The following is a 19,835-nucleotide window of genomic DNA, read 5'->3' on the forward strand; positions in this document are numbered from 1 at the left end:
CGGTTGTTCGACATAAGGATTGTCAGTGTCATTTTTCGTCCTGTTTTCCCCTTACTACGCTATCGCTCTTTCCGGTACCTACTCCCTGCTTCAGAACTTTCAGGCAATGGGCTGGGCCCAAATGAGCATTTTTCCGGGCGGGCTCGGAGTGTTCGAAGCGGTCAGGATGATCTCCGGCGCCTATCTGCTGTTGCTGCCTTTGGTGTTTTTGCTGAACATCGTGGCGGCTTCCGTGCTGTCAAAGCGACTGGCATGGGTGTTGGGGCTGGTATGGCTGTCGCCCTGCGTGCTGAAGATGTTTGGAATCCAGTGGTTCCACGCCGTGGTTCCCGAGAAATATGTCATCGGTTCGGGCGGAGCCGATCAGCTTGGAAGTGCTACCGGCGCACTGATCAATGCTTTCGTCATGGTCGTCATCGCTTGGTCGATATCGACGTTGTTGCTTCACCTGATGCGGGCAGGGAAAAGGTCAAAGAGTGCTTTTGACCATTTGTGGTACCTGTTGGGGCTGACGGCAATTGTCTTTTATGTTTCTGATAATGGATTCAGCAGCGAGGTTGAACATCTGGCTGAAACCAATCGGGATTTGAGTCGCGCTTTCACTCTGCTCAATGGCCAGATTGAACGGGAGTACTCCAACTGCTGGAGCTCTGGGCTGAAAGAAACCCAACCTTTGCTTTGCGGTTGGCTTGGACGTGCTCGCGATTACTTGGATCGGGCCTCGGAAAATAACTGGGTCGGGCGGAAATACTCAACAGCTCCGAACAGCGACGAACTTTTTTCCTTGTCAGCCCGCGATGGCGCTGATTCGCGTGCCGTAGTGCAAGCTATTCGTGAATACAACGATCAAGTGTGCTCTGAGCGACGTAACGCGAACCCGGCTTGTCAAACAGTTCCTATCGAGCTCAACCTGCATCCTCTGATGCTCGATGGTCGTGTCAGCCCTTATGCGACCTACGCAATATCCGCTGAAGCAGTCATGCCCACCATCAATCGCAAGTGGGGAAACTCGATCAAGGAGCAGGATCAGGTAAACGCCCAGAAATCCCTGAAAAACAAACGCTGGGCCTACCTCACGTTCTTGTTCTCATTTTTGATTGGTATCAAGGTCTCCCATGCCAGTCGCGAGTTGTTCGGCGGCAGTGAGTTACCGCTTATACGGTCGTTTTTTCGTCGTCTGAATCGCCGAGTCTGGACGCTCTTGGTCGTGGTATTGCTGGCATTGATGCTGAGTTTGCTGGCCTTGGTCGGCTTTCTCGCATTCGGTCATCCATTCAATCGCCAAACGGCGGGAGTCGAGCGATAACGCTCAAAATGATCTGACGATTCGCCCCAGCGTCTCCATCGCTTTCTCCGCATCCTCGGTCCACGGGCTGCCGTAGTTCAACCGGATGCAGTTCCTGAATCGCTGGGTCGGTGAAAAGATCGGCCCCGGTGCAATGCTGATCCCCTGCGCCAACGCCATCTGAAACAACTTCAACGAATCCATCTGCGGTGGCAGTTCCAGCCACAGGAAGTAGCCGCCGGCCGGTTGACTGACGCGCGTCTGCGCCGGGAAGTAACGGGCGATGGCCGCGAGCATCGCGCTTTGCTGTTCTTCCAGGGCGTAGCGCAGTTTGCGCAGGTGACGGTCGTAGCCCCCGTGTTGCAAGTAGTCGGCGATGGCTGCTTGGGCCGGCATCGAGGCGCACAGCGAAGTCATCAGTTTCAGTCGTTCGATTTTCTGCGCATAGCGTCCGGCGGCGACCCAACCGATGCGGTAGCCGGGGGCCAGGCTCTTGGCGAATGAACCGCAATGCATCACCAGACCTTCGGTATCGAAAGCCTTGGCCGGTTTCGGTGCCTGCTGGCCGTAATAGAGTTCGGCGTAAACATCGTCTTCGATCAGCGGCACCTGATGCTGTTTCAGCAGTTCCACCAGTTCCTGTTTCTTAGCCTCGGGCATGGTTGCACCCATCGGATTCTGAAAACTGGTCATGCACCAGCAGGCCTTGATCGGGTGTCGTTCCAGCGTCTGGGCGAGCACGCCGAGGTCGATGCCGTCGCGCGGATGCACGGGGATTTCCACGGCTTTGAGTTTCAGGCGCTCCAGCACTTGCAGGCTGGCGTAGAACGCCGGGGCTTCGATGGCCACCAGATCACCGGGCTCGGTCACGGCTTGCAGGCACAGGTTCAGCGCTTCGAGTGCGCCGTTGGTGATCAGCAGTTCCTCCATCGGCAGCATCAGGCCGCCGACCATGTAGCGCAGGGCGATCTGCCGGCGCAGTTGCGGGTTGCCCGGTGACATGTCGGTGACCACCATGCGCGGGTCCATCTCCCGCGCGGCGCTGGCCAGCGAGCGGGACAGGCGTTGCAGCGGAAACAGGGTCGGGCTGGGGAACGCCGAGCCGAACGGCACGGTGCTCGGGTCCTTGATCGATTCCAGCACCGAGAACACCAGTTCGCTGACGTCGACCTTGGTCGACTCGTTGACCTGGCTGCTGATCACCGGCTCCGAGAACGGGCTCGGGGCGTGGGCGTTGACGAAGTAGCCGGAGCGCGGGCGCGCACGGATCAGGCCGCGACGTTCCAGCAGATAGTAGGCCTGGAACACCGTGGACGGGCTGACGCCGTAAGTCTGGCTCGCGTAGCGCACCGACGGCACCCGCTGACCGGGGCCGAGGACGCCGGAGCGGATCAGTTCAGCGATGTCGTCGGCGAATTTTTCGTAGCGTTTCATCGATGTCCTGCAATGGAAGGAATTTGAAAAACGGCTGTGCCAATGCAAGCAATACCATTGGCACAACGGACAGCATCTTAAAGCCTCACCGATTCATCGGCGCAACAAACCGGCTCTTCGCCACGCTATAAATCTCGGGCTCATCACTGTCGGCAATCCTGAAGCTCAAGGTCTGCGAGCTGCTGGCGGGACGGTCGGTGGTCATTGCCACGGACACCGGCACATCGACGATCTCGCCCGGCGCCAGGCTCAGTTCGGTCTTGCCTTGCAGCTGGAAGCCGTCACCGTCCACCAGGCTCAGGTTGTAGTCCTGGCGCTGCTGGGTCTTGTTGATGACTTTGAGGGTGTAGATGTTTTCGATCTGGCCCTGACCATTCTCGCGGAACAGACCACGGTCCTTGGTCACGTCCAGCGACACCATTGGCCGTTCGACCAGTGCCAGGGTGAGGGCGCCGATCATCACCACCAGCACCGCGACGTAGCCGATCAGCCGTGGGCGCAGCAGATGCGTCTTGCCTCCCTGCAATTCACGTTCGGAGGTGTAGCGAATCAGGCCACGGGCGTAATTCATCTTGTCCATGATCGAATCGCAGGCGTCGATGCACGCTGCGCAGCCGATGCATTCCATTTGCAGGCCGTCGCGGATGTCGATGCCGGTCGGGCAGACCTGCACGCACAACTGGCAATCGATGCAGTCACCGAGGCCGGCTTCGGCCGGTTTGACCTCGCGTTTGCGCGGGCCACGGCTTTCGCCGCGGGCGACGTCGTAGGAAATGGTCAGGGTGTCCTTGTCGAACATCACGCTCTGGAACCGCGCATACGGGCACATGTGCATGCACACCGCTTCACGCAGCCAGCCGGCATTGATGTAGGTGGCGGCGGTAAAGAACAGCACCCAGAACAGACTGACGCCGCCGATCTGCAGGGTCAGCAGCTCTTCGGCCAGCGGCCGGATCGGGGTGAAGTAGCCGACGAAGGTCAGGCCGGTCAGCACGCTGATCGCCAGCCACAGCGTGTGCTTGGCCGCACGTCGTGCCAGTTTGTTCAGGCTCCACGGTGCCGCTTGCAGCTTGATCCGCTGGTTGCGTTCGCCTTCGGTGATCTTCTCGCACCACATGAAGATCCACGTCCACGAACTCTGTGGGCAGGTGTAACCACACCAGACCCGACCGGCGAACACGGTAATGGCGAACAGGCCGAATGCGGCGATGATCAGCAGCGCCGACAGCAGAATGAAATCCTGCGGCCAGAAGGTCGCGCCAAAGATGTGGAATTTGCTTTCGGAAAGGTCCCAGAGCACTGCCTGACGACCGCCCCAGTTCAGCCACACCGTGCCGAAGAACAGCAAAAACAGAAACCCCGCGCCGCTCATGCGCAAGGTGCGGAACAGGCCGGTGAAGCTGCGGGTGAAGATCTGGTTGTCGCTGGTGGCGTGTTTCGCCTTCATTGGGCGCGCCGGTACTTTTTTGATCTGGGGAGATGCTTCTACGGTTCGGACGGGGATTCGTTCGCTCATGGTCGTTCGCTCATCAGCCTCCATCAGGCCAGGGAACTATGAGCGTCGATCTGTTTGCATAACAGACTCAGGTATTTCAATAAAAAGCGGATCAGATGGATTCTGAGTCAATGCCTGCGACAACTTGAAGCAGCCCGCAGGCCAAAGCGCAGAGGCCTATCCCAGAGCTCTGCGCCGGTTGTTGATCGAGGTCAGTCAAATCACCGAATCACTGTCGTCGGCCTTCAGGTGTTTGCGCCCATCCCGGGCGCCTGCGACGGTCAATGCATCGGCTTCCGCTTCGGTGACGTAGATGCGCCGTCCTTCCACTTCGACGAACGACATGGCTTTTTCGCTATCTGTTCTGACTTCCAGCGTGTCGCAGATCCGGATTTCCTCACCGTTTTCCACGGTGAAAAAACAGACTTTCGATTCCGGATTGCTTTCATCGATACGAACGGGCATGGGCGTGTCCTTTTTTCACGGGAGTCTGAGACGTTAGGGTGCGCGGTTCTGCAGATCGTTCGACGCAACCGATTAATGGTCGCCGCTGTCCATCCTTTATCAACGCATTACAAGGACTGGACGATGAACGCCTGGTGGCATGAAGTGTGGGAAACCCTGCAAGCGGAATTCGCTGACATCGGCGATGCGTCGCAGCTGACCCGGATCACCGTGCGCCTGCTGACGGCGGCGATATTGGGCGGGATTCTCGGCTTCGAGCGTGAACACAAAGGCAAAGCCGCCGGGGTGCGAACGCACATGCTGGTGGCCCTCGGCGCGGCGCTGTTTGTACTGGTGCCGCAATTGTCCGGGTCCCAGGCCGACGCCATGAGCCGGGTGGTGCAAGGGGTCATCGCCGGCATCGGCTTTCTCGGCGCCGGCACCATCCTGAAGAACCACGAAGGTGACGAAGGCCACGTCAAGGGCCTGACCACCGCCGCCGGCCTGTGGTTGACCGCCGCCATCGGCGTCGCGGCCGGGTTGGGCCGCGAGTCGACAGCGGTGCTCAGTACGTTGCTGGCGCTGGGGATCTTCAGCGTCATGCCGCGGATCGTCAGCGTCTTCGAGAAGGATGAACCGGATAAGGATCGTATCGAGAAGGACCCCAACGATCCGCGCTGATCAGACGATCACCGGCGGCATGGTCGTCGGCGGTTCTTCCTTGGGCGGTGGCGTGGTGCCAGGTGGCTCCTGTTCGGGAATCGGCTGTGGCTCGGTCTCGGGCAGGATCGGTTTGTCGATGTTCGGATCCGGTGTTTCGGCGGGAATCGGGATAGTCATCGGGTGAACCTCCGTGTGGCACTTGGCGTGGGACGTGCTTAAGTGGATTGACCACTTCACTGCGAAATCGATCCGATTTTGTAGCGGGGCAAATCCCTGTGAACTTTTCCCGGCGACGGCCGCTCGGAACCTGAGAGAGTTCATCCGGGCCCAGGCCCGGCCGTGACCGCCAAACAGGCAAACGAGCGTCCTTGGGGCGTTAAGGAGAGATGCTCAATGACTGCTGAAAAACCCGCCGAACAGAGCTACAACCCGCACATGCCGCTGTCGCAGGCTTTGCTGTTGCCGCGCATCGTCATTGAAGACACCGCGCCAACCCTCGATGGCGGCCAGTTTGCCGTCAAGGCCATTGCCGGCCGCAAGATCGTGGTCACCAGCAAGGTGTTCGCCGACGGTCACGACAAACTGGCGGTGCGTATCCGCTGGCGCGAAGAGGGCGACGAGTCGTGGCAGACCGAGGTCATGTCCGATCAGGGCAATAACGGCTGGCGCGGTGTGTTCCAGCCACAGCGCATGGGCCGCTATCTGTTTCTGATCGAAGCCTGGATCGACCAGTTCGCCAGTTTTCAATACGAGCTGGAGAAGAAACACACTGCCGGTGTCCCGGTCAGCCTCGAGCTGCAAGAGGGCCGCACCCTGGTGCAGCAGGCTGCCGAGCGCAGCGAAGGTCAGCTCAGCGAACAGCTGGCCGGCCTGCACCACGAATTGTCCGGCCTGCTCGAAACCGAGCAGGTCGCGTTGTTTTTGCACTCGCGCAGTGCGCAACTGATGGCCGAGGCGGATCATCGCGCCTACCTGAGCATCAGTGCGGAATTCCCGGTGGACGTCGAACGCGAACTGGCGGAGTTTGCCAGTTGGTACGAACTGTTTCCCCGCTCGATCACCGATGATCCTGCCCGCCACGGCACTTTCAATGATGTGCATTCGCGGCTGCCGATGATTCAGGACATGGGGTTTGACGTGTTGTACTTCACGCCGATTCACCCGATTGGTCGCAGCCATCGCAAGGGGCGCAACAATTCCCTGACCGCCGGCCCGGATGATCCTGGCAGCCCGTATGCGATCGGCAGCGAGGAGGGCGGCCACGAAGCGATTCACTCGCAACTCGGCACCCGCGAGGATTTCCGCCGGCTGGTGGCGGCCGCTGCCGAGCACGGTCTGGAAATCGCCCTCGACTTCGCCATCCAGTGTTCCCAGGATCACCCGTGGCTCAAGCAGCATCCGGGCTGGTTCAACTGGCGGCCGGACGGCACGATCAAATACGCGGAGAACCCGCCGAAGAAATACCAGGACATCGTCAACGTCGACTTCTATGCGCCGGAAGCGATTCCGAGTCTGTGGGTCGAGTTGCGCGACATCGTGGTCGGCTGGGTGAAGGAGGGCGTGAAGATTTTTCGCGTCGATAACCCGCACACCAAGCCGCTGCCGTTCTGGCAATGGCTGATCGCCGATGTGCGCACGCTGTACCCGGAAGTGATCTTCCTCGCCGAAGCCTTTACCACGCCGGCGATGATGGCGCGCCTGGGCAAGGTCGGTTACACCCAGAGCTACACCTATTTCACCTGGCGCAATACCAAGACCGAATTGGCGACCTACTTCACCGAACTGAATGAGTCGCCGTGGCGCGAATGCTATCGGCCGAATTTCTTCGTCAACACCCCGGACATCAACCCGGCGTTCCTGCATGAGTCGGGACGTCCCGGATTTCTCATCCGCGCCGCGCTGGCGACCATGGGCTCGGGCCTGTGGGGCATGTATTCAGGGTTTGAGCTGTGCGAATCGGCGCCGGTGCCGGGCAAGGAGGAATACCTCGATTCCGAGAAGTACGAGATCCGCGTCCGCGACTTCAACCAGCCCGGCAACATCATTGCCGAAATCGCCCAGCTCAACCGCATCCGCCGCCAGAACCCGGCGCTGCACAGTCACCTGGGCCTGAAGATCTACAACGCCTGGAACGACAACATTCTGTATTTCGGCAAGCGCAGCGCGGACGGCAGCAACTTCATTCTGGTCGCTGTCAGCCTCGACCCGCATAACGTGCAGGAGGCGAATTTCGAGCTGCCGCTGTGGGAAATGGGCCTGCCGGACAATGCCACCACCCACGGCGAAGACCTGATGAACGGCCATCGCTGGGACTGGCACGGCAAATACCAGTTCATGCGGATCGACCCGGCGTATCAGCCGTTCGGAATCTGGCGCATTACTTCCCCTTGATCGTTCCCGCGTTGAGGCGTCGAACCGTCCGCGTGGGAATGCATACCGCGACGCTCCGCGTCCCAAAGCGGACGCAGAGCGTCCATGGCGGCATTCCCACGCGGAGCGTGGGAACGATCAGCGATCAGCGATCTGCGCAGGGCGCCCTTATTGAATTCAACAGGAGTTTCACATGGCGAAGAAACCCAAGGCAGCCACCTTCATCAAAGACCCGCTCTGGTACAAGGACGCGGTCATCTATCAAGTTCACGTCAAATCCTTTTTCGACTCGAACAACGACGGGATCGGCGACTTTCCCGGCCTGATCGCCAAACTCGATTACATCGCCGATCTTGGCGTCAACACCATCTGGCTGTTGCCGTTCTACCCTTCGCCACGCCGCGACGACGGTTACGACATCGCCGAATACCGAGGCGTCCACAGCGATTACGGGACGATGGCCGACGCCAAGCGCTTTATCGTCGAGGCGCACAAGCGTGGCCTGCGGGTGATTACCGAGCTGGTCATCAACCACACCTCCGATCAGCACCCGTGGTTCCAGCGTGCGCGCAAGGCCAAGCCCGGTTCGGCGGCGCGGGACTTTTACGTGTGGTCGGATGACGACCAGAAATACGACGGCACCCGGATCATTTTCCTCGACACCGAAAAGTCCAACTGGACTTGGGACCCGGTGGCCGGTCAGTACTTCTGGCACCGCTTCTATTCGCACCAGCCGGATCTCAACTTCGATAACCCGCAAGTCATGAAAGCCGTGCTGTCGGTGATGCGCTACTGGCTGGACATGGGCATCGACGGCCTGCGACTGGATGCGATTCCGTACCTGATCGAACGCGACGGCACCCACAACGAAAACCTCCCGGAAACCCACGACGTTCTCAAGCAGATCCGCGCCGAAATCGACGCCAACTACCCCGATCGCATGCTGCTGGCCGAAGCCAACCAATGGCCGGAAGACACCCAGCTGTACTTCGGCGATACCGACGCCGAGGGCGTCAATGGCGACGAGTGCCACATGGCGTTCCACTTTCCGCTGATGCCGCGCATGTACATGGCGCTGGCCCAGGAAGATCGCTTCCCGATCACCGACATCTTGCGCCAGACCCCGGAGATTCCGGCCAACTGCCAGTGGGCGATCTTTCTGCGCAACCACGATGAACTGACGCTGGAGATGGTCACCGACAAGGAGCGCGACTACCTGTGGAATTACTACGCCGCCGACCGTCGCGCGCGGATCAACCTGGGTATCCGCCGGCGTCTGGCGCCGCTGATGGAGCGCGACCGCCGCCGCATCGAGCTGCTCAACAGTCTGCTGCTGTCGATGCCCGGCACGCCGACCCTGTATTACGGAGATGAAATCGGCATGGGCGACAACATTTATCTGGGCGACCGCGATGGCGTGCGTACGCCGATGCAATGGTCGATCGACCGCAACGGTGGCTTCTCCCGCGCCGATCCGGCCAGTCTGGTGCTGCCGCCGATCATGGACCCGCAATACGGCTATCAGTCGGTGAACGTCGAAACCCAGGCCGGCGATCCGCATTCACTGCTGAACTGGACCCGTCGTCTGCTGGCCGTGCGCAAGCAATCCAAGGCGTTTGGTCGCGGTACGTTGAAAATGCTTTCGCCGGCCAACCGCCGCGTTCTGGCGTACACCCGCGAATACACCGGACCGGACGGCAAGCACGAAATCATTCTGTGCGTGGCCAACGTGTCGCGCAGCGCGCAAGCGGTGGAGCTCGACCTGTCGGCCTACGTCGGCATGGTGCCGGTGGAGATGCTGGGCGGTAACGCGTTCCCGCCCATCGGCCAGTTGAGTTTCCTGCTGACCTTGCCGCCTTACGGTTTCTACTGGTTCGGCCTGGCGGCGGAAAACCAGATGCCGAGCTGGCACGTCGAGCCGGCGCAGAGCCTGCCGGACTTCACCACGCTGGTGCTGAAAAAGCGCATGGAGGAACTGCTCGAAGCACCGTCCCGGGCCATGCTCGAGCAGACCATCCTGCCGAACTGGCTGCAGAATCGTCGCTGGTTCGCCGGCAAGGACGCCGCCATCGACCAGGTGAGCCTGGCCTACGGCGTGCGCTTCGGCGATGCGCAGCATCCGGTGCTGTTGAGCGAAATCGAAGTGCAGAGCGGCGGGCAGACCAGTCGCTATCAATTGCCGTTCGGCTTCATATCCGAAGATCAGGTCGGGCCGGCATTGCCGCAGCAACTGGCTTTGGCCCGCGTGCGCCGGGTGCGTCAGGTCGGGTTGATTACCGATGCCTTCAGCCTTGAAGCGTTTATTCGCGCGGTGCTGCAAGGCATGCAGGGCGGTACGGTGCTGGAATCCGGTGACGGCGAGATCCGTTTCGAGGCAACGCCGCAACTGGAAAAGCTTGGCCTCGGCGCCGAATCCGAAGTGCGCTATCTGTCCGCCGAGCAATCCAACAGTTCGGTGGTGATCGGCAACAGCCTGGTGCTCAAGCTGATCCGCAAAGTCGCTTCTGGCGTACACCCGGAACTGGAAATGAGCGCTTACCTGACGGCGGCCGGATTTGCCAATATCTCCCCGCTGCTGGGTTCGGTGATTCGCCGCGGCGCCGATGGCGAGGACAACCTGCTGATGATTGCGCAGGGCTATCTGAGCAACCAGGGCGATGCCTGGGAATGGACGCAGAACAACCTCGAACGGGCGCTGCGCGATGAGCTGGCTGACGCCATGTCTGAACAGGCGCAACACTACAACGCCCTCGGTGAGCTGAAGGATTTCGCCGGCATGCTCGGCCAGCGCCTGGGTGAAATGCATCAGGTGCTGGCAGCGCCGAGCGACAACAACGACTTCGCGCCGCAGGTCAGTTCGGCCAAGGATGCCCAGGCGATCGGCAAGGACGTCGGGGCGCAGGTCGAGCACGCTTTGAAACTCCTGAAGCAACATCAGGGCGAACTTGACGCGGCGGATCAGAAGCTTGTCGCTCGATTGCTCGACAACAAGAAAACCATCCTGGCCCATGTGCAGCAACTGGCGAAACAATCCGCGGGCGGCTTACGCATTCGTGTGCACGGCGATCTGCATTTGGGACAAGTGCTGGTGATCAAGGGCGATGCCTTCCTGATCGATTTCGAGGGCGAACCGGCACGGCCACTGGCCGAGCGCCGGGGCAAGCACAGTCCGTACAAGGACGTCAGCGGGGTGCTGCGCTCCTTCGACTATGCCGCGGCCATGGCCCTGAATGTGCACAACGTCGACAACAGCCCCGAGGCTGAAGCCGCGCGCCGGCGGGTCACGGAGCGGTATTTGCGTGAAGCACGGGACGCATTTCTCCAGGCATATCGCCAAGCGGCAGCTAGTCTTGATCATGCCTGGCAAGATCCTGAAGGTGCCGACGCCGCACTGGCGTTGTTCGGTCTGGAGAAAGCGGCCTACGAAGTGGCCTATGAAGCCGAAAATCGCCCCACCTGGCTGCCCGTGCCGCTGCACGGTCTGTATGGGTTGTTGACGGGGCTCAAACCCTTTTCCGATCTTGGTGGAGAGTAGTCATGAGTTTCTCGAACAGGGAACAGGGTCACGCTAAAGAAAGATTGCTGCCCGCTGCAAAAGACATTGATGCCTTGGTGCGCGCAGAACACCACGACCCGTTTTCCATTCTTGGCCCCCACGGCGATGGTGCCGGCGGGCAATTTATCCGGGCTTACCTGCCCGGCGCGTTGAGCGTTTCGGTGCTGGACAAGAACAGTGGCGAAGAGCTCGGGCCGCTGGATGCCACTGAAACGCCGGGGCTGTTTGTCGGCCATTTCGAGTCGGCGCGGCCGTACCTGTTGCGCACCCGCTGGGCCGGTGGTGAGCAGGTCGCGGAAGATCCTTACAGCTTCGGTCAGTTGCTGGGTGAAATGGACCTGTACCTGTTTGCCGAAGGCAATCACCGCGACCTCAGCAGTTGCCTGGGCGCGCAGTTGAAAACCGTCGACGGCGTAGACGGCGTGCGCTTTGCCGTGTGGGCCCCGAATGCTCGCCGGGTGTCGGTGGTCGGCGATTTCAACGTATGGGACGGGCGGCGGCATCCGATGCGCTTGCGGCATCCGTCTGGCGTGTGGGAATTGTTCATTCCGCGCCTGCAGGCAGGGGAACTGTACAAGTACGAAATCCTTGGGGCCCACGGCATTCTGCCGCTGAAGGCCGACCCGATGGCGCTGGCCACCAGCCTGCCGCCGGACACCGCCTCGAAAGTCGCCGCGCCGTTGCAGATCGACTGGCAGGATGAGGACTGGATGACCGGCCGTCGCGAGCGCCAGCAGCACAACGCGCCGCTGTCGATCTATGAATTGCATGCCGGCTCCTGGCAGTGCGAGCTGGATGATCTGGGCGAAGTTGCGCGCCAGTACACTTGGCCGGAACTGGCCGAACGTCTGATTCCTTATGTGAAGGAGCTGGGCTTCACCCACATCGAACTGATGCCGATCATGGAACACCCGTTCGGCGGTTCATGGGGCTATCAGTTGCTGTCGCAGTTCGCTCCGAGTGCGCGATACGGTACGCCCGAGCAGTTCGGCGATTTCGTCAATGCCTGCCACCAGGCGGGCATCGGTGTGATTCTCGATTGGGTGCCGGCGCATTTTCCCACCGATACCCACGGTCTGGCGCAGTTCGACGGCACCGCGTTGTACGAATATGGCAACCCGCTGGAGGGTTTCCATCAGGACTGGGACACGCTGATCTACAACCTCGGCCGCACCGAAGTGCACGGCTACATGCTGGCGTCGGCGCTGCACTGGTTGAAGCATTTCCATGTCGATGGGCTGCGGGTCGATGCGGTGGCGTCGATGCTGTATCGCGACTATTCGCGCAAGGCCGGCGAGTGGGTACCCAATCGTCATGGGGGGCGCGAGAACCTGGAAGCCATCGATTTCCTGCGGCACTTGAACGATGTGGTGGCTTTGGAAGCGCCGGGCGCGCTGGTGATCGCCGAGGAATCCACGGCATGGCCGGGCGTCAGCCAGAGCACCCAGCAGGGCGGTCTCGGTTTTGCCTATAAATGGAACATGGGCTGGATGCACGATTCGCTGCATTACATCCAGCAGGATCCGGTGTACCGCGCCCATCATCACAATGAGTTGAGTTTCGGTCTGGTCTACGCCTGGTCCGAGCGGTTCATCCTGCCGATTTCCCATGACGAAGTGGTGCACGGCAAGCATTCGCTGATTGACAAGATGCCCGGCGACCGCTGGCAGAAGTTTGCCAACCTGCGCGCCTACTTGAGCTTCATGTGGACCCATCCGGGCAAGAAACTGCTGTTCATGGGGTGCGAGTTCGGCCAGTGGCGCGAGTGGAATCATGACCAGCAACTGGACTGGTACCTGCTGCAATACTCGGAACACAAAGGCGTGCAGAAACTGGTCGGCGACCTCAACCGGCTGTACCGCGACGAGCCGGCGCTGCACGAGCAGGACGATGCGCCGCAAGGGTTTCAGTGGTTGATCGGCGACGATGCGATCAACAGCGTTTACGCCTGGTTGCGCTGGAGCAAGGACGGCACGCCGGTGCTGGTGGTGGCCAACTTCACCCCGGTGCCGCGTCAGTCGTACCGCGTCGGTGTACCGTTTGCCGGGCGTTGGAAGGAATTGCTCAACAGTGACGCCGACACCTACGCCGGTTCCAATTATGGCAATGGTGGCGGGGCGTTCACCGAAGAGGTGGCGAGCCATGGCCAGGCGCTGTCACTGGAGCTGAACCTGCCGCCGTTGGCGGTGTTGATCCTCAAGCCTGAGGGCCCGAGCGCGTAACGGATCGCCCCACGCGGAGTACTGATCGTTCCCACGCAGAGCGTGGGAACGATCATGACGGGTGCTCACCACCGCATCCGGATCCCCAAACTCCCGATCAACCCATTCAGGTCGTTATCGTCCACATCGCTGCTGTAATCGGCACTGACGTACACGCTCACCATCGGCGTCATTCTCGCCACCAGCCCCAGTCCGACTTCCACGGTCGAAGACTTGCGACTGCTGCTGATCTTGTCCACCTGATCCAGTGTCACCGAATTACCGGTGTACACCGTGTGCCACAGGTTCGTGCGCACGTAGGGTTCGACGGGCATGCCATTGAGGTCGTAACTGCCTTTCAAGCGTGCACCGACCCGGCCGCTCCATGAAGAAATATCGCTGGAAGACCTGTTGCCCGAGCCAGCGTACGGCGTATCCAGGGTGATGCGCTGGTTGACCAACTGCGCCTGCGGTTCAACCACCCAGTTTTCTCCCAGCCCGATCGGAAATCCGCCTTCCACCGACAACGTCATCGCATTGCCTTCGGTGGCGCGACGTGCGCCTTGCTCATTGCGACTGAAACCGCTGACCCGACCGCCACTGGCCGACAAGTCAACGTGCCAGCCCTGCGGGCCGGTCAGGCTGTAGTAAGCGCCCAGGCTCTGGCCTTGCAGATTGAGGGTGTCGGTGCTCGGGTCGGCGAGGGCGCGGCTGGTAATCAGGCCGTTGCCATTGCCCTGAATCTGACTGACCCCGCCGATCAACCCGACCTGCTGGGTGTGGCCGCTGCTGTTTTTCAGGGTCAACACGGCGGGGCCCTTGGCTTCGCCAGTGCCGGGCATGGCGAAGCCCGGGCTGAGAACGTCGGTTTGCGCCTGGCGGGAAGTCTCTCCGTAAAGCTGCTCCCAGGCCGAAGGGGCAAGGTCCTCGGTGATCAACTGGGCACCGCGCAGATCCGGTTTCGGGCTCAGACGTTGCGGGCCCGGGGTCACGACCGTGGCGGGGAGGGTCATGACCGGAATGTCCTGGCGATACCAGGGCGTCGCCTCGTCCGCCACAGGACCCGCCTGCGCCTCCATGGACGAGCACAGCAAGATAGAACTTGAAACAGTGCAAAACGTGATTTTGATCTCTTGTGAAGTGATTGAAGTTTTCATGGAGGTCTACCTTGCTAGCGCATGTGGTATCTCGCCTTGGCGTCTCTCCTACCCCGAACGAGGGGCGACCGAATAAAGCGTGGCGAACCCGTGGTCGCTCGTTTTGACGAGTGATCTGAGGCTCGCCCCGAGTAGTGTTTCCGGGGGTAGTAAGGTAGAGCTAAGAAGACCCGAGCCCTCGCGTCAAGAAATTGGACGATGAGCGGTAAGGTCAGAACGGGCGATGCAAGTTTTTGTTTTTGCGTATTTATCTAAGTTCTTGTTTGTAGTGCCAATCACTGAGAAAACCGCGAGGCAGAGACCTTTTGCAACCGACAGTCGGTCTGCGAAAACGGGCCAGGCAACCGGTTTCGCACCACTGTGCGGGTGAGGACTGCTGTCAGAATCGCGCTACAAATGCACTTCGACGGCCAGCGGCAAATGATCCGAAAGATGTGTCCACGGTTTGTTGCCGAGGATTTGTGGGTCGTGGCTGCTGGCATTGCGCAGGTAAATCCGATCCAGACGCAGCAACGGGAAGCGCGCAGGGTAGGTCTTGGCGGGGCGGCCGTGATGGCGTTCGAAGGCTTCGTGCAGGTAGTCGCGGCGGGCGAGGGCGACATTGCCCTGCAACTGCCAGTCATTGAAGTCACCGGCGATGATGACCGGCGCATCGTCGGGCAGGGATTCGAGCAATTGGCAGAGCAGCTGCAACTGCAATTGCCGATGGCTTTCGAGCAGGCTCAGGTGCACGCAGATGGCATGTACTTCGGCATGCCCCGGCACATCCAGTACGCAGTGCAACAGCCCGCGCCGTTCCGGGCCGGTAATCGAGACGTCGAGATTGCGGTATTCGCGGATCGGGTATTTCGACAGCAGGGCGTTGCCGTGATGGCCATCGGGATACACGGCATTGCGGCCGTAGGCGAAGTCGCTCCACATGCTGTCGGCGAGGAATTCGTACTGCGAGGTTTGCGGCCATTCGTGGTAGCGGCTGGAATGCCGCTCGTGTTCGCCCACCACTTCCTGCAGAAACACCAGATCGGCCGAGGTGCTGCGTACCGCTTCACGCAGCTCCGGAAGGATGAAACGTCGATTGAGCGCGGTGAAGCCCTTGTGTGTGTTGACCGTCAGCACCCGCAGGCGATGGATCGCGGACGGGGTGGACGTCTGCGCGTCGACGACATGACGCTTGGGATCGCTGGACACGTTCACTCCTCTGAATCATGACTGCCTGTTCATGCGACTGATCCGGGCGCGGGCAGTTCACTTTGACTGGCTGCCCGCGCCCGACGGACTGTCAATCGACGAAGACGATCTCGTAGGGCAGGCGCATGCGTTCCAGGATCGACTTGGGCAACAGTGGCGCGATTCCGATCGCCGGCTCGCCATTGAGCTGACTGGCGTAGGCATGGGTGGCGTGGCTCTTGCGTGCGACGGTCCAGGTGTCGAGGCGCAGCTTGCGTGCGCGATGCCAGGGAATCTGCGTCTGCTCCCGTTCCGGCCAGTGCCAGGCCCAGACCGGGACATCGTGGTAGGTGGCCGCGACCTGTTGTGCCGCTTTGGCGCTGGCGCGGCCGACCACTTCATGATCGGCAGTGCCGTCTTCGCACCACGTGCTGAAGACCACATCACCGGGGCGCAGATAGCGAGCGATGAACTCGATCAATTGAGATTCCTGATCGTGCAGGGCGTTGTCAGTGAAACCACCACGCACCCATTTCAGGCTGTGCATCGGCAAACCGAGGCGGCGCAGGGCTTCGACGCTTTCCTGCGGGCGGAATACGCTCAGGCGTTTCTCCGACCACTGGCGCGAGCCCGGATGACTGGCGCTGCCATCGGTGATCGACAGTAACTGCAAGGGATGCCCGAGGCTGGAAAGCAGTTGCAGCAGGCCGCCGCAGGTCACGACTTCATCGCCGGGGTGCGGGGCGATGACCACGGCGCGGGCGCCGGGTGGCACCAAAGTGTGGGTATTGATGACGGGAATGTTGTCGAGCTGCGGGGCGCTGTTCCAGATCTGCGCCGGCAGGCCGTTCTCGCTGAGGGATAACGGTTTCATGGGTGATACGTCCTTGTTGTGTCTCGCCCTCAGTCGTCCGCGCCGTGATGTTGCCAGGCGTGTACGACCCGTGAAGGCTGGTGGATAGCCCTGCTGCGCTCCGAACCCTGGATTGCTGCGCAGCAGAGTATTGCTCAAGACGGGCGGTTCGTCGCGTCACAGATCAATCTGATCCGTTTTTTTTTATTCAGTCTGTGCCAGCTGTCGCAGATAGTCGCCAAAACCGCCGCTTGCGCGACTGTCCAGCCGGGCACTGGTAATGACCTGTGGACGATGGCTCCAGGCGATGCTGGCCCCGCAAAGCTCCAGTTGGCGCACCAGCTGCACATCTTCGTCGCAGGTCAACGGCTCGAACCCTCCGGCGCGCACGTAAGCTTGCGCGCTGACGCCCAGATTGGCGCCATGGATGTGCCGGTGACCTTCACAGGCCTGGTAATGACCGTGATAGCGAATCTGCGCGGCTTCATCGAATGAGTCATGCCAACGCTCGACCGTCACCGTGCCGCACACGGCATCGGCGCCCAGCCGCAGTTGCTCGACCAGCCAGTCCTCGGCGACGCGGCTGTCGGCATCCGAGCAGGAAATCCAGCGCGCACCCCGATCAAGCAGTTGTTGCGCGCCGATGGCCCGGGCCCGGCCGACATTGCGCGCTTCGATGCTCAGCGCCTGCACCGGATACTGGCTGACGATGTGCGCCGAACGGTCGTGGCAACTGTCGAGCACCACCAGGATCTCCACCGGTTCCCCTGCCAGCATGGGATGCCCGGCGGCGCGCAGGGCGGCATGCAGGCAGTCATCGAGCCACTCTTCTTCGTTGTGTGCAGGGATCAGGATGCCAATCATCGCAACCCCTCCAGCGCGGCCACTGAACGCGGTTCGCGGCTCCAGACTTCCAGCAGGAAATCCGCTTCCTGGTGCAAGACCAGCCGTGGCAGGTGCAACTGTTCGTGAATCAGGTCGTGAACCTGGCGCGCATTGAGCGGGCAACCTTCGATGGGCGGTCGCCAGTGGCAGGCCAGCAACTGCCCGTCCGCCGTCAGCGAATCGCTGATGCGACGGATGATCTCTGTCAGATCTTGTCGATCAAGGTAGTAGCCGATTTCGCTGAAGACGATCAGATCGAACTTTTCGGCGGGCCAGTCGCCCGGCAGGCGACCGTGATGCACCTCGGCGTGGTCGAACAGGCTCAGGCGAGTGCGCGCCAGATTGACCGCGGCCTCGCTTGTATCGCAGCACAACAGCCGATCACAGCGTTCGGCCAGCGCCGCGCTCAGTTCACCGTTGGCGCACCCCGGCTCGAAGATGGCCCGGTAATGCGGGCGGGGCAGGGCCGCCAAAGTCACCAGGCGTTTGCGCTGCTCGTACCAGCGCTGGCGGAAACCCCAGGGGTCGCTATTGCCGGCGAACAGGCCTTCGAAGTAGCGATCCTCGACACTCATAGAAAGACCACCTCGAACGGTTGCAGCAGTCGGTCGATGACATAGGGCGCGAGCACCGGAGCCAGGCCGGCATCAGGATCGCCTTCCAACTGACTGGCGAAAGCGTGTACCGCGTGACGCTTGCGCGCGACCTGCGCCGGGCTGAGCAGAATCTTGCGTGCCCGCTCCCAGGGCACGATGACGTCTTCCGGGGTCGCCCAGTGCCAGGTCCAGACTGGCAGTTCGTGGCAAATCGCACCCACGCGCCGCGCCGCTTCGACGCTGGCGCGGCCGACGGCCTCGTGGTCGCTGTGGCCGTCCTCGCGCCAGGTGGTGAAGATCACGTCGTCGGCGTGCAGGTAACCGGTCAAGTAGTCACACAGCATCGACTCGCGTGCGGCGACCCGGGTGTCGGGGAAACCGCCGCGCAGCCATTGCACCTGGTGCATGGGCAGGCCGAGACGACGCAGGGCTTCAGCGGACTCCTGCGGGCGTACCACGCTCAGCCGCTCTACCGGCCAGCGCTCCGAGCCCGGATGACTGGCGCTGCCATCGGTGACCGAAATCAATTGCAGGGTGCGTCCCGCCGCAGCGAGCTGTTGCAACAGCCCGCCGCAACCGAGCACTTCATCGTCCGGATGCGGCGCGATCACCACGGCCCGGGAGCCCGGCGGCACCAGATCGAGAATGTCGATGCTCTCCACCGCCGCCAAATGTCGTGAGCCCTGCCACTCGTGCAGGGAGGTTCCCTTGCCGACGATCGGATTGCGCTTCATAGGGCCCAACTCGCGCGCGGTTGCTGCGCAATCAGTTGGCCCAGTGCCGCCAGATCCCGTTCGGCATGGCTCTGGCGCAGATACACCGGCAGGTCGGCCGCCAGGCGGGCAAAGTGCGGGTCCTTGCAGAACGGTCCGGCGCCAAGTGCCCGACCCGTCTCGCGGATGACCTGTTCGGCGGCATCTTCGACCACGCCGCGAACCCGCCGGGCCAACAACTCGGCGTTGGCTCCGGGATCGCTGTCGATGTCCAGGGCACTGACGCGCAGCACCTGCGCGGCGGCGTGCAACGCACCGTCGACGGCGCCGAGACTGGCCAATGCATGCGGCTCTTCACGGCGCGCACAGTGTTGGCGCAGGCGTTCGCCGATCTCCCTCGCGGCGCCGTACCAGCACGCGGCGATCCCGATCCCGCCGTGCCAGAAACCCGGACGCTGCAGGTAGTCGCCAGGATCGCCGATCGCTTGGGCCTCGACCTCATCGAACAGCACCTCGACGCTGCCGGTGGCGGCCATGCCGACCGCTTGCCAGCCTTGATCGGTGACGGTCACGCCCGGTTGATCGAGGGCCACGGCCACCAGTTGCTGACGATCGTCCTCATCCCACGCCGTCAGCAGGGCATGACTGAGCACTGCCGCCCCGGAGCACCAGGCCTTGCGTCCATTCAACTGCACCATTTGCCCCGAACGGCTGACCCGGACCCGCGCCTGCGGCGGTTCGGCGGCCCACATGCCCCACGTGCTGGCGGGCGTCGGCGAGCCACCGAGTTGTTCGATGATCGCCAACGCATCGGTATGACCTTCGTAGAGTTTGCACAGCCCCAGATCATGCCCGCCGACCTCGGCCAGCCTTTGCCAGCGCTCCAGCGTACGACCGCTGCCGGGCAACGGCAGGCGGTCGAGGCCGGCCTCGACCAGCTGCCGCAGACACAGGCCGAGGGCGGCAGTGTCGCGGTAATCCGGCGTGTGCCGTGAGAGATAGGCGGACAAGTCCAT

Annotated in this window: 16 protein-coding genes; 5 read left to right on the forward strand and 11 right to left on the reverse strand. The window is 61.6% G+C overall.

Annotation, left to right across the window (positions count from 1 at the left end; all coding sequences use genetic code 11):
- Window positions 1-25 precede the first annotated feature (25 nt).
- A complete protein-coding gene (locus L6D81_RS07025; protein WP_236178441.1) occupies window positions 26-1,306 on the forward strand; it encodes a hypothetical protein in 1,281 nt (426 codons plus the stop codon).
- Between the two features lie 3 nt (window positions 1,307-1,309).
- Here the strand turns inward: L6D81_RS07025 and mapR are convergent, their stop codons facing one another.
- The 3 genes from mapR to L6D81_RS07040 form a co-directional block, all read right to left on the reverse strand.
- Window positions 1,310-2,719: a GntR family transcriptional regulator MpaR gene (gene mapR, locus L6D81_RS07030; protein WP_236178442.1), complete on the reverse strand. Its 1,410-nt coding sequence runs from the start codon at window positions 2,717-2,719 to the stop codon at window positions 1,310-1,312.
- An 85-nt stretch (window positions 2,720-2,804) separates the two neighbouring features.
- On the reverse strand, window positions 2,805-4,235 hold the full coding sequence (ccoG, locus tag L6D81_RS07035) for a cytochrome c oxidase accessory protein CcoG (protein WP_236178443.1): 1,431 nt from the start codon (window positions 4,233-4,235) through the stop codon (window positions 2,805-2,807).
- A gap of 195 nt (window positions 4,236-4,430) precedes the next feature.
- Window positions 4,431-4,679: a DUF3203 family protein gene (locus L6D81_RS07040; RefSeq protein WP_236178444.1), complete on the reverse strand. Its 249-nt coding sequence runs from the start codon at window positions 4,677-4,679 to the stop codon at window positions 4,431-4,433.
- Window positions 4,680-4,802: 123 nt separating this feature from the next.
- On the opposite strand from L6D81_RS07040, the gene L6D81_RS07045 reads away from it, so the two are divergent.
- Window positions 4,803-5,339 (forward strand): MgtC/SapB family protein, encoded by a 537-nt coding sequence (locus tag L6D81_RS07045; RefSeq protein ID WP_236178445.1) that lies wholly within the window; start codon window positions 4,803-4,805, stop codon window positions 5,337-5,339.
- On the opposite strand, the gene L6D81_RS07050 is transcribed toward L6D81_RS07045, so the two are convergent.
- Complete coding sequence (locus L6D81_RS07050; protein ID WP_236178446.1) at window positions 5,340-5,498, reverse strand: hypothetical protein; 159 nt, start codon at window positions 5,496-5,498, stop codon at window positions 5,340-5,342.
- A gap of 216 nt (window positions 5,499-5,714) precedes the next feature.
- On the opposite strand from L6D81_RS07050, the gene L6D81_RS07055 reads away from it, so the two are divergent.
- The 3 genes from L6D81_RS07055 (at window position 5,715) to glgB (ending at window position 13,469) form a co-directional block, all read left to right on the forward strand.
- Complete coding sequence (locus tag L6D81_RS07055) at window positions 5,715-7,712, forward strand: alpha-1,4-glucan--maltose-1-phosphate maltosyltransferase (RefSeq protein ID WP_236178447.1); 1,998 nt, start codon at window positions 5,715-5,717, stop codon at window positions 7,710-7,712.
- A 172-nt stretch (window positions 7,713-7,884) separates the two neighbouring features.
- Window positions 7,885-11,226 carry a maltose alpha-D-glucosyltransferase gene (gene treS / locus L6D81_RS07060; protein ID WP_236178448.1) on the forward strand — a complete coding sequence of 1,114 codons (3,342 nt, stop codon included), beginning with the start codon at window positions 7,885-7,887 and terminating at the stop codon, window positions 11,224-11,226.
- A 2-nt stretch (window positions 11,227-11,228) separates the two neighbouring features.
- A complete protein-coding gene (gene glgB / locus L6D81_RS07065) occupies window positions 11,229-13,469 on the forward strand; it encodes a 1,4-alpha-glucan branching protein GlgB (RefSeq protein WP_236178449.1) in 2,241 nt (746 codons plus the stop codon).
- Window positions 13,470-13,534: 65 nt separating this feature from the next.
- Here the strand turns inward: glgB and L6D81_RS07070 are convergent, their stop codons facing one another.
- The 7 genes from L6D81_RS07070 to L6D81_RS07100 all read right to left on the reverse strand — a co-directional run bounded on the left by L6D81_RS07070 (window position 13,535) and on the right by L6D81_RS07100 (window position 19,835).
- A complete protein-coding gene (locus tag L6D81_RS07070) occupies window positions 13,535-14,605 on the reverse strand; it encodes an autotransporter outer membrane beta-barrel domain-containing protein (protein WP_236178450.1) in 1,071 nt (356 codons plus the stop codon).
- 390 nt (window positions 14,606-14,995) lie between these two features.
- On the reverse strand, window positions 14,996-15,793 hold the full coding sequence (locus tag L6D81_RS07075; protein WP_236178451.1) for an endonuclease/exonuclease/phosphatase family protein: 798 nt from the start codon (window positions 15,791-15,793) through the stop codon (window positions 14,996-14,998).
- Window positions 15,794-15,884: 91 nt separating this feature from the next.
- Window positions 15,885-16,646, reverse strand: coding sequence for a PIG-L deacetylase family protein (locus tag L6D81_RS07080; RefSeq protein ID WP_236178452.1), 762 nt, complete (start codon window positions 16,644-16,646; stop codon window positions 15,885-15,887).
- Between the two features lie 183 nt (window positions 16,647-16,829).
- Entirely contained in the window at window positions 16,830-17,489 is a 660-nt protein-coding gene (locus L6D81_RS07085) for a glycosyltransferase family 2 protein (RefSeq protein WP_236178453.1), read from the reverse strand.
- A complete protein-coding gene (locus L6D81_RS07090; protein ID WP_236178454.1) occupies window positions 17,486-18,085 on the reverse strand; it encodes a class I SAM-dependent DNA methyltransferase in 600 nt (199 codons plus the stop codon). Before L6D81_RS07090 ends, L6D81_RS07085 begins: the two co-directional genes overlap by 4 nt.
- The gene (locus L6D81_RS07095) at window positions 18,082-18,840 is read right to left on the reverse strand and encodes a PIG-L deacetylase family protein (protein WP_236178455.1); all 759 of its coding nucleotides are present in this window, start codon (window positions 18,838-18,840) and stop codon (window positions 18,082-18,084) included. The genes L6D81_RS07090 and L6D81_RS07095 overlap by 4 nt, the downstream gene beginning before the upstream one ends.
- Window positions 18,837-19,835, reverse strand: a complete 999-nt coding sequence (locus tag L6D81_RS07100; protein ID WP_236178456.1) for an acyl-CoA dehydrogenase family protein — start codon at window positions 19,833-19,835, stop codon at window positions 18,837-18,839. The genes L6D81_RS07095 and L6D81_RS07100 overlap by 4 nt, the downstream gene beginning before the upstream one ends.

The organism is Pseudomonas sputi, from assembly GCF_021603585.1.
GTDB lineage: Bacteria > Pseudomonadota > Gammaproteobacteria > Pseudomonadales > Pseudomonadaceae > Aquipseudomonas > Aquipseudomonas sputi.